Below are 13,240 nucleotides of genomic sequence, written 5' to 3' on the forward strand. Positions count from 1 at the left end.
CGAGCGCGGCCGGCACCCGCCGAGGCGGGTCGCGGAACGGGCTGCCGCGAGAGGAATTGAGATGCGCCTGAGCCTGTCCGCGCTGCTGATGATCGCCTGGGGCACCCAGGCCGCCCTCGGGCAGGCCGCGCCCGCGGAGCGGGCCGTGCCGCGCTTCGCCCAGCTGGAGGCCGAGATGGGCGCGGCCAACGCCGCCCCGGGGCCGCGGACGGTGCCGGCCAAGGTCGTGCCGGTCCCCGACACGACGAGCCCGCAATTCCGCACCGCGGTGGCGGCGCCCTACCGGGTGCCGGCCTGGAACGCGAACCCGCCGGACGCCGCGGCCTGGAAGGCGCTGGTCGACAAGCTCGCCGCCGCCGGAGCCGCCACCCTTCCGGCGCTCCGCGAGAAGCTCGGCGTCACCAGCGAGGCCGCGGTGATCGGCGGCGTGAAGGTCTTCGTGATCCAGCCCCGGCACATCCCCGAGGCCAACCGCGACCGGCTGCTCCTGCATATCCACGGGGGCGGCTACGTCTACAATCCCGGCGAGGCCGGAACGCTGGAGGCGATCCTGATGGCCGGCCTCGGCGGCTACAAGGTCATCTCGGTGGATTACAGGATGCCGCCGGAGGCGCCCTACCCCGCCGCCATGGACGACGCGACCGCCGTGTGGCGGGCCATGCTGTCCATGCAGAAGCCGCGGAACATGGCGGTGTTCGGCACCTCCACGGGCGGCGGCATGACCCTGGCCCTGATGCTCCGCGCCAAGGCCGAGGGGCTGGCGCTGCCCGCGGCGATCGGCCTCGGGACGCCCTGGTCGGACATGACCGAGACCGGCGACAGCTACCGCACCAACGAGTGGCTCGACAACGTCCTCGTCAGCTATTCCGGCTACCTGACGCCGGCCGCCAAGCTCTACGCCGCCGGCCGCGACCTGAAGGACCCGCAGCTCTCGCCGATCTACGGCGACTTCGCCGGCCTGCCGCCCGCGATCCTGGTCACCGGCACCCGCGACCTGTTCCTGTCGAACACGGTGCGCACCCACCGGAAGCTGCGCGCCGCCGGGATCGAGGCGTCGCTGCAGGTGTTCGAGGGCATGTCCCACGCCCAGTACCTGTTCACGCCGGACCCGCCCGAGACCCGGGAGGTCTTCGGAGAGATGGCGCACTTCTTCGACGATCATCTGGGTCGCTGAGGCGCGGCGGCGCGGGCTCGCGCGGAGCTCGTGCTCACGAAATGGTGCAATGCAGCATCTCGGTTGAGAGGGTTCACATCCGGCCCGCGATGCCTAGGTTCGGCCCCTCGCAGCCGGTCCACGCTCCTCGAGCCTCCTGGAGGCCATCCGTGCAAACTTACACCCTCGCCATCGCCGACGGCGTCCTGTTCGCCTGCCTGCCCGACGAGGCCGACATCTCGGCCGCGATCACCGACGCGACCGCGACCAATTACGGGTTCGGCCTCAGCCTCGACATCGTCCGCGGGGCGACCCTGACCGACGCGGCCCGTCCCGAGGACGAGGTCGTGTGGCAGGAAGGGCCGGACAGCGAGCTGCTCGACGCGCAGGGGCGGCGCTACCGCTACGCCGTGCGACGGCCCTGCTGACGAGAGCCCGGCGCGGACCTGACACCGGGACGCCCGCCGGTGCTACGCTCCGCCGATGGAGCGGCGGGCGACAGGGGCGGGACGGTGGGGCGGGCTCGCCCGGTTCCTCGTCCTCTACGCGGCGCTCTACGGCGCCTACGGGGTGCTGTCGCCGGTCCTGCCGGGCTTCCTCGCCGCGCGCGGCCTGACGCCCGGCGAGATCGGCCTCCTCCTCGCCGCCGCGGGCGCCCTGCGTCTCGCGGTCGGGCCCCTGGCCGGTGCCTTCGCCGACCGCCACCGGGCCGGCCGATCCGTCCTGGCGGCGAGCCTCGCGCTGGCCGGGCTCGGCGCCCTGGCGCACCTGCCGGGCGCCGGGCTGGCGCAGCTGATCGGGCCGGCGCTGCTGTACGCGGCGGGCACCGCTTCCCCGGCGCCCCTCGCCGACGCGCTGGCCCTGGCCGCCGCGCGCGGCGGCGCGGCGTTCCAGTACGGCTGGGTCCGCGGTGCGGGCTCGGCCGCGTTCATCGTCGGCACCGCGGCGGCCGGCTGGCTGATCGGCGTCTACGGCCTCGCCGCCGCCCTCGCGGCGAGCGGCGGCCTGTTCCTGGCCGCCGGCGCGGCCGCCCTGGCGCTGCCCGCCGGTCCGGGCGGCGCGGCCGAGACCGGGGCGCCGTGGCACGGCTTCGCCGCCCTGGTGGCCCTGCCGCGCTTCCGCCGCACGGTGCTGGTCGCCGCCCTGGTGATCGGCGCGCACGCGATGCACGACGGCTTCGCCATCATCCTGTGGCGGTCCGCCGGGATCGCGGCGACCACCGCCGGCCTGCTCTGGTCGGTCTCGGTGGCCGCGGAGGTCCTGGTCTTCCTGCTGGTCGGACCGCCCCTGCTGGCGCGGATCGGCCCCGCGGCCGGCGTCGCGGTGGCGGCCTGCGCGGGCGCCCTGCGCTGGGCGGTGCTGGCATCTACGACCGCGCTTCCCTGGCTCGCCGCCGCCGAGTCCCTGCACGGGCTGAGCTTCGCCCTCCTGCACCTCGCCTGCCTGGGGCTCATCGAGGCGTCGACGCCGGCCGATCTCCGGACGACCGCGCTGGCGCTCTACGGGACGCTGGGCCTCGGCCTGTCGGGGGTCGCCGCGACGCTGGCCTCCGGGGCGCTCTACGGGGCGTTCGGCGCATCGGCGTTCTGGGCGATGGCGGCGCTGAGCCTCGCGGCCCTGCCGCTCGTGCCGGCGCTGCGGGATCGCTGAAGCGGCGGGTTCTTTTCCCGTGCCTATGGTACGGACCCGGAACGGACCCGCCCGAAAAGCCCCGCATGCCCGCCGTCGCCGAGATCCTGATCCCGCTCGCCCTCGATACGCCCTACAGCTACGTGGCGCCGGCCGGGCTCGACCTCGCCCCGGGCGACGTGGTGCAGGTGCCCCTCGGCCCGCGCGAGATCGTCGGGGTGGTCTGGGGCGTCACCGAGACGCCCGGCGGCTCGAACCTGCGGCCGGTGACCGGCCGCCTGCCCTACCCGCCCCTGTCGGAGCCGCTGCGCAGCCTCGTCGACTGGATCGCCCGCTACACGCTGGCGCCGAAGGGCTCGGCGCTCGCCATGGTCCTGCGGCTGCCCGACGAGGCGGCCGCCGGCGAGACCGCCCGCGTCGCCGTGCGCCTCACCGACAAGCCCCCGTCCCGGCCGACCCCGGCCCGCACCAAGGTTCTCGCCGCGGCGGCCGACGGCGCCCTGCGCGGCAAGAGCGCGCTCGCCAAGGAGGCCGGCGTCTCGCTCTCGGTGGTCGACGGGCTGATCGACGACGGCGTCCTCGAGACCGTCGCGGTCGAGCCGGAGCCGGTCGCGCCGCGGCCCGACCCGGACTTCCCGCGGGCGCCGCTCTCGCCCGCCCAGGCCGAGGCGGTGGCGGCCCTCGTCGCGCCCTTCCCGTGGGACCGGGCGCAGCCGCGGGAATCCGACGATCTCCGCCCGGTCCTGCTGGAGGGCGTCACCGGCTCGGGCAAGACGGAGGTCTATTTCGAGGCGGTGGCGGCCTGCGTCCGGGCCGGGCGGCAGGCCCTGATCCTGATGCCCGAGATCGCCCTGACGGCGCAGTTCCTCGACCGGTTCGCCGCCCGGTTCGGGGTCCGGCCGGCGGCGTGGCATTCCGGGATCGGCGGCAAGCGGCGCGAGCGCCTGCGCGCCGCCGTGGCCGAGGGCGAGGCGCTCGTGGTGGTCGGCGCGCGCTCGGCCCTGTTCCTGCCCTTCGCGCGGCTCGGCCTGATCGTGGTCGATGAGGAGCACGAGACGGCCTACAAGCAGGAGGACGGCGTCCATTACCACGCCCGCGACATGGCGGTGGTGCGCGGGCGCCTCGAGGGCTGCCCGGTCGTCCTGACCTCGGCGACGCCCGCGATCGAGACCCGCGTCAACGCCGCCAGGGGACGCTACCGGCACGTCCTGCTCCCCGAGCGCTTCGGCGGCCGGCGCCTGCCCGACATCGCCGCCATCGACATGCGCCTCGACCAGCCCGAGCGCGGCCGCTTCCTGAGCCCGCCGCTGGTCAACGCCGTGAAGGCCACCCTGGAGCGCGGCGAGCAGGCGCTGCTGTTCCTCAACCGCCGGGGCTACGCGCCGCTGACCCTCTGCCGCGCCTGCGGACACCGCTACCAGTGCAAGAACTGCTCGACCTGGCTCGTGGAGCACCGGTTCCGTCGGGCGCTGGTCTGCCACCAGTGCGGCTACGCCGAGCGCCGGCCGGAAGCCTGCACCGAGTGCGGGACCTTCGACAACCTCACCGCGTGCGGGCCCGGCGTCGAGCGGATCGCCGAGGAGGCGGCCGAGATGTTCCCGGACCGGCGCATCGTCGTCCTGTCGAGCGATTTCCCCGGCGGCGCCGAGCGCCTGCGCCAGGAACTCGAGGCGGTGGCGGCCGGCGCGTGCGACGTGGTGATCGGCACGCAGCTCGTGGCCAAGGGCCACAACTTCCCGTTCCTGACCCTGGTCGGCGTCCTCGACGCCGATATCGGCCTGACCTCGGGCGACCCGCGGGCGGCGGAGCGCACCTTCCAGCTGCTCCAGCAGGTCACCGGGCGCGCCGGACGCGGCGAGAAGCCCGGGCGCGCCCTGGTGCAGACCTACCAGCCGGACCACCCGGTGATCGCGGCGCTCCTCTCGGGCGACGCCGAGCGCTTCTACGCGGAGGAGATCCAGGCCCGCGAGGCGGCGGGCCTGCCGCCGTTCGGGCGGCTCGCGGCCCTGATCGTCTCGGCGAGCGAGCGCGAGGTCGCGGAGGCGCACGGGCAGGCGCTGGCCCGCGCGGCGGAGCCGCCTGAGGGCGTGATGGTGCTCGGGCCCGCCGAGGCGCCCCTCGCCCTGGTGCGCGGGCGCTACCGCTTCCGGCTGCTCGTGAAGACCGAGCGCAACGTCGATCTCCAGGCCTACCTGCGCGCCTGGATCGCCCGGGGCCCGAAGGTGCGGGGCAACGTCCGGGTCGCCATCGATGTCGACCCGCAGAGCTTTTTGTAGGAGACTTCGCGCGCCTCCCGGTCTCGCGAACGCCGGTTCGCCGTCGGGAGGCACGTCAGAGCGAGGGTCCGGAGCCATACCGGTTCGTCCCGCGATCGGGTATGGCTCAGGTCACGGGCGGCGGACCCTGGTCGGAGACCGGCTACGGGACGCGTGCGGTTCCCGGAGGAGCGATCAGTGCTGACCTATACCAAGACGCCGGATTCGAATGTCGCCGAGATCGTGGTCGACGGGAAGATCACCGACGAGGAGATGAACGCGGCGATGACCGCGATGAAGGCCGACCTCGACAAGGGCGGCAAGATCAAGCTGCTCGAGGATATCCGCGCCTTCGAGGGCATGGAGCCGGCGGCCTTCTTCAAGGACCCGCGCTTCGGCATCTCGATGATGAAGAGCATCAGCCACGTCGCCCTGGTGACGGACGCGCCCTGGCTGAAGGCGCTGGCCGAGACCTTCAACTTCGTGTCGCCGACCCAGATCAAGGTGTTCGAGCGCGCCCGCATCGACGAGGCGCGCAGCTGGCTCGCCGCGGCGGCCTGAGCGACCTCAGTCGGCCTGCGCGGTGCGGGTGTCGCTGCGCCGCGCGGTCCAGTGGCCGGAGCACAGGGACGAGACCTTCCAGGTGCCGGCGCCGCTGCCGGCCTGGAGCCGGCCGGTGCCGGTGCCGCTCGCCGTCCCGTTGCTGACGGTGATGCCGACGCTGCCGTCGGGCCGCACGTGGCCGTTGACCTGCGCCCCGGCGCTGCCGGAAATGAGCTGCACCTGCCCCTCGCGGATCGCGAGCGCGTAGGTGTAGCGGGCGCTGCACAGGCCGCTCTCCGTCACCAGCTCCACCGACCACCGACCGTTATGCGTGCTCGGCCCCGCGCTGGCGGGCAGGCACATCGGGAGGAGAAGGCCGGCGGCGAGGGCCGCGACCGCGGTCAGCTTGGTCATGCGATGCAATCTTTCAGCGAAGCGGACACCGCCGGAAGCGGCGTGCACGGTCAGAATCATCGATCGAGGATGACTCGACGCTGAACGATGGAAGCGGCAAGAGTATGGCCGCCTCCCGCCTGTTCAAGATAGATTACGGTCGAGAGTCCCCCGGCCAATAGTCAAGCTCGTTGCGGACGATGCTGTGGACTGATCTGCTGACCAGGGCATCGAAGTCTCGACGCTGCGCGGAGAAGTCGGGTCGGGGCTGCAGGCTGACCGGGACGCGAACGCGGACGCCGAGGATCGCCGGACGCGCCGGGGCGGCCCCCGAGACTGTCGCGACCCCTGCCGCGTCGGGAGAGACGCGGATGGCTCGGGTCGGCTGCCGAGGACCTGCCACCGGACCGTCGGGGCGGCGCCGGATTCCGGTCCGCCGGCGAGGTGCCGGCGGGATGCCAGAGCGCCCGCATCTGACGTCATGATAAGCCGCCCCGCCGCGCGGGACGGCCGGAACTGCCTGAGCGCTCAGTCGGTGAGCGGCCGGGCTTCCTCGGGCAGCATGATCGGGATCCCGTCGCGGATCGGGTAGGCGAGCTTCGCCGAGCGGCTGATCAGCTCCTGCCGGGCCGAATCGTATTCCAGGGTGCCCTTGGTCAGCGGGCAGACCAGGATCTCCAGGAGCTTCGGGTCGACGCGGGTCGCCTCGACGGGGGCGGTGAGATCGTTGGACATCGGTGGGGCAACCTATTGCATCGGCGACTCGGGACTCGAGCCGCGAACCAGTTCCATCTGCGTGACCGCGATCAGGATCTCGGCCCGGGTCTTCAGGTCGGGAGCTTCCAGCATCGCCTGCTTCTCGCGCACGCCGAACGGGCTCATCATGCACAGGGCGTTGACCAGCGCCTCGTCGGGCGCCTCGTCGATCCCGGCCCAGTCCACCTTGAGGTCGTTCGACTCCACGAAATCGCGCAGCGCCTTGAGGACGCCCTCGCGGTCGACCTGCTCCTCGCCCGCCCGCGGCTCGAAGTCCACCGCGAACGCGTCGTAGGAGACGTGGCAGCGGCGATAGGGGCCGATCGAGGCCAGCTCGCTCTCGACCCGGAACCGGGTGACGCCGGTGAGCGAGATCAGGTACCGGCCGTCGCCGGTCTCGGCGTACTGGGTGACCCGGCCCGCGCAGCCGACGCGGTAGAGCTTCGGATTCGATCCGCCGGACCCTTCCGGGTCGGGCTGGATCATCCCGATGATCCGGTCCGTCCGCATGGCATCGTCGACCATCGCGAGGTAGCGCGGCTCGAAGATGTTCAGCGGCATCTGCCCCCGCGGCAGCAGCAGCGCGCCGGAGAGCGGGAAGACCGGGATCACGGCCGGGCAGTCCGCGGGGCCCTTGTAGCTCGCATGGGTGCTCATGGCGCCTCCCAGAGGGGCCGATCGGTGGGCCGTGACGCGGGCCGGTGCCTCACGAGAACAGAAGTGCCGAGAGCTTGCGCCGGCCGCGAATCGTATCGGGGTCCATGACGCCCCAGGCCTCGAAGAACTGCAGCAGCTGCTTGCGCGCGCCGTCCTCGTTCCAGTCCTTGTCGCGCTTGCGCAACTCGATCAGGTGATCGACCGCCTGGCCGCGCTCGCCCCGGGCGGCGAGCCCGAGCGCGAGATCGAACCGCGCCTGATGGGCATCCGGGTTGGCCTCGACCTCCCGCTGCAGGCCCGCCAAATCGCCCAGCGACGCGGCCTGCTCGGCGAGTTCGAGGGCGGCGCGGATGCCGACGAGCGCCGGGTCGCCGGCCTTCGCCTCCGGGACCATCGCCAGCACGCGCTTGGCGTTCTCGATCTCGCCCGCGTCCAGCTGCATCTTGGCGAGGCCGGCCAGCGCGGTGACGTTGTCGGGCTGCTGCTCCAGCACGGCCGCGTAGATCTCGGCGGCGCCGGCGAGGTCGCCTTCCTGGATCAGGGCGGCCGCGTCGGCGAGGGCCGCCTCCAGCGGGTCCTGCTGCGGGCCGGCCACGCGCGCGATCAGCTCCTTGATCTGGCTCTCCGGGACCGCGCCCATGAAGCCGTCGACCGGCTGGCCCTTCTGGAAGACGATGACCGCCGGGATCGACTGGATGCCGAGCTGACCGGCGATCGAGGGATGCTCGTCGATGTTCATCTTCGCCAGGACGACCGCGCCCGCGGCCTCCCGGACGACCTTCTCCAGGACCGGCGTGAGCTGCTTGCAGGGCCCGCACCAGGGCGCCCAGAAGTCGACCAGGACCGGCCGGTTCATCGACTCGGCGATGACATCCTGACGGAAGCTCGCGGTGGTCGTGTCCTTGATGAGGGAGCCGGTGTCGCCGGCCTGGGCACCGCCCGCGGCGAGGGTGTCGTTGAGCATCGGTCTGGCTTCGGAACCTTTTTCGTGGAGCCCCTTAAATGGGGCTTCTGCCCCGGTCTGACCAGCCCAGAGGCCGGGATCCTCAGCGCGGCGGCGCGGCGGCCGGCGCGCCCGCCGCCGCCTTGGCGGCGGTCACGAACGTGCCGGCGAAGGGACGCCCGTCGGCGGTGCTGGCCTCGCAGGTGATCGCGGTGCGCCCGGGTTCCGGGGTCGAGAAGCGGCAGGCGCCGATCGCGAGGATCGGGGCGCCGTCCTTGCCCGTGGTGACGACGTTGATCGGCTGCAGCGGATCGGTCTCCTCGGTGGCCTCCTGCTGGGCGCCGTTGCCGCTGAAGCTGAGGGTCTGACCGTCGGAGGTCGTGAAGTCGAAGCTCGTGCGGTTGCGGCTCACCGCGTTCGTCAGGACGCTGCTGCAGGTTCCGCTCAGGTCCTGCGTGCCGATGACGAGCTTCTCGCAGGTCCCGTCCAGCCGCAGCGCCGCCTGGGCGCAGGCCGCGGAGGGCAGGCTGACGAGGGCGCAGAGCAGCGCGAGGCGCAGGCTTTTGGTCATGGCGTGTCGGGCTTCCTCCGGTTGAGAGCCGAACTAGGCGCGCCGCGAACGCCGTCGAGGGTCGCGGCCCGAGAACGGCGCGCCGGCGGGGCGGGTGTTTCCGGGACGCGCGGGCGCTCCGCCGTCCCGGCGGGCGCAGCGGGGACGGTGGGCGGAGCGGCCCGCTAGCCCGCGAACCGCAGGGCCCGGTCGTTCGGCGCGGCGAAGTCGAGCTCCGGCCCGAGGGGCACGATCCCCGTCGGATTGATGGTCGGATGGCTCTCGTAATAGTGCCGCTTGATATGCGTGAGGTTCACGGTCGGCGCGACGCCGGGCAGGGCGTAGAGGTCGCGCAGGTAGTTCGACAGGTTCGGATAGTCTGCGACCCGGCGCTTGTTGCACTTGAAGTGCCCGACATAGACCGCGTCGAACCGCACCAGCGTCGTGAACAGCCGGATGTCGGCCTCGGTCAGCCGGTCCCCGCAGAGGTAGCGGCTCCGGTCGAGGCGCGCCTCCAGGGCGTCGAGTTCCGCGAACAGGTCCTCGAAGGCCTGGGCGTAGGCCTCCTGCTTCGTCGCGAAGCCCGCCTTGTAGACGCCGTTGTTCACCCGGTCGTAGACGCGGGCGTTCACGACGTCGATCTCGGCGCTCAGGTCCCGCGGGTAGAGGTCGGGGCCGGTGCCCCCGAAGGCGTCGTTCAGCATCCGCAGGATCTCGGCGGACTCGTTCGACACGATGGTGGCGCGCTCCCGGTCCCAGAGGATCGGGACGGTGACCCGGCCGCTGTAGGACGGGTCCGCCGCCAGGTAGACCTCGTAGAGGCGCCGGGCGCCGTGGATCGGGTCCGGCGTCGCGCCCGGCGTGTCGCCGAAGACCCAGCCCTCCGCGCCCATGTGCGGGTCGACCACCGACACGGAGATCGCCTCCTCCAGACCCTTCAGGGCGCGGCCGATCAGCGTGCGGTGCGCCCAGGGGCAGGCCAGGGACACGTAGAGGTGGTAGCGTCCCGGCGCGCCGCGGAAGCCGCCGACGCCGGAGGGGCCGGGCGACCCGTCGGCGGTGACCCAGTTGCGGAACGCCGAGGCCTTGCGCTCGAAGCGGCCGCCCGTCGCGGCGGTGTCGTACCATTGGTCGCGCCAGATGCCGTCCACGAGGAGGCCCATCGTCGTCTCCGCTTGCCTGAGCGATCCCACCGAGATGGGCCTCGCGCCGCCGGTGTGAAGACGCGCGCGGAACGCGCCTCGCCGACCCGGGGTCGCGCCGTCCCCGGACCGGTTCCCGCGCGCCCGCGAACGTCACGCAAGGCAGGCTTGCGCCCGCCCGTCTGTTGCGGTGCAGCAAACTCGGCCATCACTCGCGTCACCCACCCGTCGCCGTGCGCGTGTCGCAGCTGCCCGACCCGGTGGGAGATCGATGGAGGTGAAGTGATGTCGTTCGCGCTGGTGCCCGTCGCCGAGGCGGCCCTGTTCACGTTCGGGTGCCTGGTGATCCACGCCCTCCGGCGCCACGCCGACGTGGTCACCGCGACGCTCGCGTGCCTCGCGACGCTCCTCGTCCTGATGATCGGCATCGCCTGCGCGCCGGAATCCTTCGCGAAGTACCAGGCGGCGAGCGTCGCCGACTTCGCCCGCCTGGATCAGGCGATCTACTGAGGCGTCGCCCCGCGGCCGACGGCGTCGAGGCCGCCGGCCCGGAGCTTCGCGAGGCGGCCGCCGGTCCCGCGCTGGCCGGCGACGGCCACGTCGAAATCGTCCTTCGGGAGCTTGGCGAGGAAGCGCTCGGCGAGCTCGAACAGCAGGATGTCGGCGCGGACGCGCTCGATATAGGCCCAGTCGAGGCTCGACGACCAGACGAAGTGCACCTCGCTGAAGCTCTCGGCGAGGAGACCCGTCAGCAGGAACGGGTCGAAATGGGCGCAGGAATCGCCGAACAGGACGAGCCGGCGCGGATCGGCTGCCGGTGACGCGTTCCGGTAGACGACATGCGCGCCGACATGCACCTCCCGGTCGCGTCCCTCCGCCTCGTAGGCGGCGAGCAGCGGCCCGGTCTCCACCCGCGTCGCGTCGCGCTGCAGCATGAACCGCTCGAGGCGCTCGCGCGGCCGCTCGGGCAGCTTCTCGCCGAGATCCATGAGCTGGTCCGAGACGATGCCCGGTCGCGCGCCGATATCGGCCGGCGGGACCGCCCCGAGCGCCCGCATGATCGCGCGGTAGGCCAGCAGGCAGCCCTGCGCCGTCCAGTGGGTGTCGGTGCGCAGGTAGAGCGGCACCGGCCCGTTCCGGGCTGCGCGGAGCGGCGCCAGGAGATCGAGATAGGCCGGGTCCCGGGCGAGGCTCCGGGCCAGCCGCCGGGTCGAGGCCTTGCCGGGCGCGTAGCGCAGGCCGTCGGTCTTGTCGTCGTAGACCGACAGCTTCTCGGGCACGACCACGTGGAGGCAGCGGATGCCGAGGCTCTCCGCTCGCCGCGCGCGGGCCTTGATCAGGCGTGTCCAGCCGCGCAGCAGCAGCCAGTGCCGCAGGCCGCCGCGATACCGGTCCATGACCCGGTTGGTCCCCCCGGTGAGGAATAACCAGCCGTCGCGGCCGACATGTACGCTCTCCCTGCCTGCAGCCATGACGGTGCTTTAGCCGCACCGCGACCGGCCGACTAGGCCGGACCCGGTACCGGGGCCGCGCGTTCGACAGGCATGCCGTCCTCGCCCGCCCCGGCCGTCCAGACCCGCGATCGCCCCGAGCGCCCGGACCCCGACCCCGCCCGCCCGGCGCGCCTGTGGCGCCCGCGCCGCGTGCTGGTGATGCCGGCCGCCCTGGAGCATGCGCACGGTCAGGCCATGCTGGCCCGCGCCGAGGCGCTGGGCCTGCCGGTCGAGCGGCTGCCGTCGAATCGCCTGCCGAGCCCGCGGGAGCCGGATCCCCGCCGGGCCTACGCGGCCGCCAAGGCGACCCTCGCGCTCACGGTGGCGCCGCCGACCAAGCTGCGGCTGCAGCCGATCCCGCCCTCGGCCGACTGGCGCTTCGACCTCGCCGAGGGTTGCCCGGCCCACTGCCAGTACTGCTACCTCGCGGGCTCGCTGTCCGGGCCGCCGGTGACCCGCGCCTACGCCAATCTCGGGGCGATCCTCGGCACCCTCGCGGACTACGCGGGGCGCGGCGCGGTGACGTCGGCCTCCGCCGACCGGGCGCAGGAGGGGACCACCTTCGAGGCGTCCTGCTACACCGATCCCCTCGGCATCGAGCACCTCACCGGCTCGCTCTCGGCGGCGATCCGGCATTTCGGCGCCTGGGACGCGCCGGTGCAGCTGCGCTTCACCACCAAGTTCGCGGCGGTCGGACCGCTGCTCGACCTGCCGCACAACCGGCGCACGCGCATCCGCTTCTCGGTCAATCCGCGGGCGGCCGCGCATTACGAGGGCGGCACCGATCCCCTCGACGCGCGGCTCGCCGCCCTGGCGGCGGCGGCGCGGGCCGGCTACCCGGTCGGCCTGACCGTCGCGCCGATCCTGCCCGTCCCGGGCTGGGAGGAGGCCTATGCCGGCCTGATCCGCGCCGCCGGCGACGCGCTGGCCGGCGTGCCCGATCTCGACCTCACCGCCGAACTCATCACTCACCGGTTCACGCCGGCCTCGAAGGCGGTGCTGCGCGGGTGGTATCCCGGCTCGGACCTGCCGCTGGACGAGGCGGAGCGCGTGGAGAAGCGCACCAAGTTCGGCTCGGTGAAGCATGTCTTCCCGAAGCCCCTCATGCAGGCGATGCGCGCCCATCTCACCGCGTGCCTCGCCCGCGACCTGCCGGCGGCGCGCGTCCTGTACTGGACCTGAGCCCCCGGGGCGCCATCTGGCCCCGATGACCGACGCGGACCCCCTGATCCTGACGCTCGCCTTCGACGAACCGACTTTCGCGCGGTTCGACGGCGAGCGGCGCCGCCACTTCCCCGAAGCCCTGAACCGCATCCCGGCGCACGCGACGCTGTTCCACCATCTGCCCGGCGACCGGGAGCGGGGCGTGATCGAGGCGATCACCGCCCTCGCCCGCACGGTGCCGCCGCCGGAGGTCGCCGTGACCGGCCTGCGCTTCACCGGCCGCGGCGTCGCCTACGCGCTCGACTCCGACGCGCTGGCGCGCTTCCGGGCCCGTCTGGCTCGGGAATTCAACGCCCACCTCACCGCCCAGGACCGGCAGGACTGGCGCCCGCACGTCACGGTGCAGAACAAGGTGTCGCCGGACCGGGCCCGGGCGCTGCACGCCGACCTGTCGGCGGGGTTCGCGCCGTTCCGCTTCACCGCGCCCGCGACCCTGCTCTGGCGCTACCGCGGCGGCCCCTGGGACGCCGTCGCCCGCCTGCCCTTCGGAGAGAATGCCTGA

General features: G+C 73.2%; 15 protein-coding genes. 8 read left to right on the forward strand and 7 right to left on the reverse strand.

Annotation, left to right across the window (positions count from 1 at the left end; translation table 11 throughout):
• Positions 1-61: 61 nt before the first annotated feature.
• The 5 genes from ACLBXO_RS11000 (at position 62) to ACLBXO_RS11020 (ending at position 5,598) form a co-directional block, all read left to right on the forward strand.
• Positions 62-1,174, forward strand: a complete 1,113-nt coding sequence (locus tag ACLBXO_RS11000) for an alpha/beta fold hydrolase (protein WP_447685399.1) — start codon at positions 62-64, stop codon at positions 1,172-1,174.
• A gap of 149 nt (positions 1,175-1,323) precedes the next feature.
• A complete protein-coding gene (locus tag ACLBXO_RS11005; RefSeq protein WP_020093648.1) occupies positions 1,324-1,581 on the forward strand; it encodes a hypothetical protein in 258 nt (85 codons plus the stop codon).
• A 55-nt stretch (positions 1,582-1,636) separates the two neighbouring features.
• Positions 1,637-2,803 carry an MFS transporter gene (locus ACLBXO_RS11010; protein ID WP_447685400.1) on the forward strand — a complete coding sequence of 389 codons (1,167 nt, stop codon included), beginning with the start codon at positions 1,637-1,639 and terminating at the stop codon, positions 2,801-2,803.
• A gap of 65 nt (positions 2,804-2,868) precedes the next feature.
• Positions 2,869-5,058: a primosomal protein N' gene (locus ACLBXO_RS11015; RefSeq protein WP_447685401.1), complete on the forward strand. Its 2,190-nt coding sequence runs from the start codon at positions 2,869-2,871 to the stop codon at positions 5,056-5,058.
• Between the two features lie 177 nt (positions 5,059-5,235).
• Entirely contained in the window at positions 5,236-5,598 is a 363-nt protein-coding gene (locus ACLBXO_RS11020) for a SpoIIAA family protein (RefSeq protein WP_020093645.1), read from the forward strand.
• Between the two features lie 6 nt (positions 5,599-5,604).
• Here the strand turns inward: ACLBXO_RS11020 and ACLBXO_RS11025 are convergent, their stop codons facing one another.
• The 6 genes from ACLBXO_RS11025 to ACLBXO_RS11050 form a co-directional block, all read right to left on the reverse strand.
• The gene (locus tag ACLBXO_RS11025) at positions 5,605-5,994 is read right to left on the reverse strand and encodes a hypothetical protein (protein ID WP_331312530.1); all 390 of its coding nucleotides are present in this window, start codon (positions 5,992-5,994) and stop codon (positions 5,605-5,607) included.
• A gap of 507 nt (positions 5,995-6,501) precedes the next feature.
• Positions 6,502-6,708, reverse strand: coding sequence for a Trm112 family protein (locus ACLBXO_RS11030; RefSeq protein WP_020093643.1), 207 nt, complete (start codon positions 6,706-6,708; stop codon positions 6,502-6,504).
• A gap of 12 nt (positions 6,709-6,720) precedes the next feature.
• Complete coding sequence (locus ACLBXO_RS11035; RefSeq protein ID WP_331312529.1) at positions 6,721-7,386, reverse strand: LON peptidase substrate-binding domain-containing protein; 666 nt, start codon at positions 7,384-7,386, stop codon at positions 6,721-6,723.
• Between the two features lie 49 nt (positions 7,387-7,435).
• Positions 7,436-8,350 (reverse strand): thioredoxin, encoded by a 915-nt coding sequence (gene trxA, locus ACLBXO_RS11040; protein WP_331312528.1) that lies wholly within the window; start codon positions 8,348-8,350, stop codon positions 7,436-7,438.
• Positions 8,351-8,432: 82 nt separating this feature from the next.
• Positions 8,433-8,900 (reverse strand): hypothetical protein, encoded by a 468-nt coding sequence (locus tag ACLBXO_RS11045; protein WP_447685402.1) that lies wholly within the window; start codon positions 8,898-8,900, stop codon positions 8,433-8,435.
• Between the two features lie 164 nt (positions 8,901-9,064).
• Positions 9,065-10,042 (reverse strand): glutathione S-transferase family protein, encoded by a 978-nt coding sequence (locus ACLBXO_RS11050; RefSeq protein WP_331312526.1) that lies wholly within the window; start codon positions 10,040-10,042, stop codon positions 9,065-9,067.
• Positions 10,043-10,306: 264 nt separating this feature from the next.
• On the opposite strand from ACLBXO_RS11050, the gene ACLBXO_RS11055 reads away from it, so the two are divergent.
• Positions 10,307-10,531: a hypothetical protein gene (locus ACLBXO_RS11055; RefSeq protein WP_042671783.1), complete on the forward strand. Its 225-nt coding sequence runs from the start codon at positions 10,307-10,309 to the stop codon at positions 10,529-10,531.
• Here ACLBXO_RS11055 and ACLBXO_RS11060 read toward each other — a convergent pair.
• On the reverse strand, positions 10,525-11,493 hold the full coding sequence (locus ACLBXO_RS11060; RefSeq protein WP_331312525.1) for an alginate O-acetyltransferase AlgX-related protein: 969 nt from the start codon (positions 11,491-11,493) through the stop codon (positions 10,525-10,527). The genes ACLBXO_RS11055 and ACLBXO_RS11060 overlap by 7 nt on opposite strands.
• A 72-nt stretch (positions 11,494-11,565) precedes the next feature.
• Between ACLBXO_RS11060 and ACLBXO_RS11065 the strand changes: the two genes are divergently transcribed.
• Together ACLBXO_RS11065 and ACLBXO_RS11070 are read left to right on the forward strand one after the other, a co-directional pair.
• Positions 11,566-12,696, forward strand: a complete 1,131-nt coding sequence (locus ACLBXO_RS11065; protein WP_447685403.1) for a spore photoproduct lyase family protein — start codon at positions 11,566-11,568, stop codon at positions 12,694-12,696.
• Positions 12,697-12,721: 25 nt separating this feature from the next.
• Positions 12,722-13,240 carry a 2'-5' RNA ligase family protein gene (locus ACLBXO_RS11070; RefSeq protein WP_447685404.1) on the forward strand — a complete coding sequence of 173 codons (519 nt, stop codon included), beginning with the start codon at positions 12,722-12,724 and terminating at the stop codon, positions 13,238-13,240.

Source organism: Methylobacterium sp. C33D (assembly GCF_053345825.1).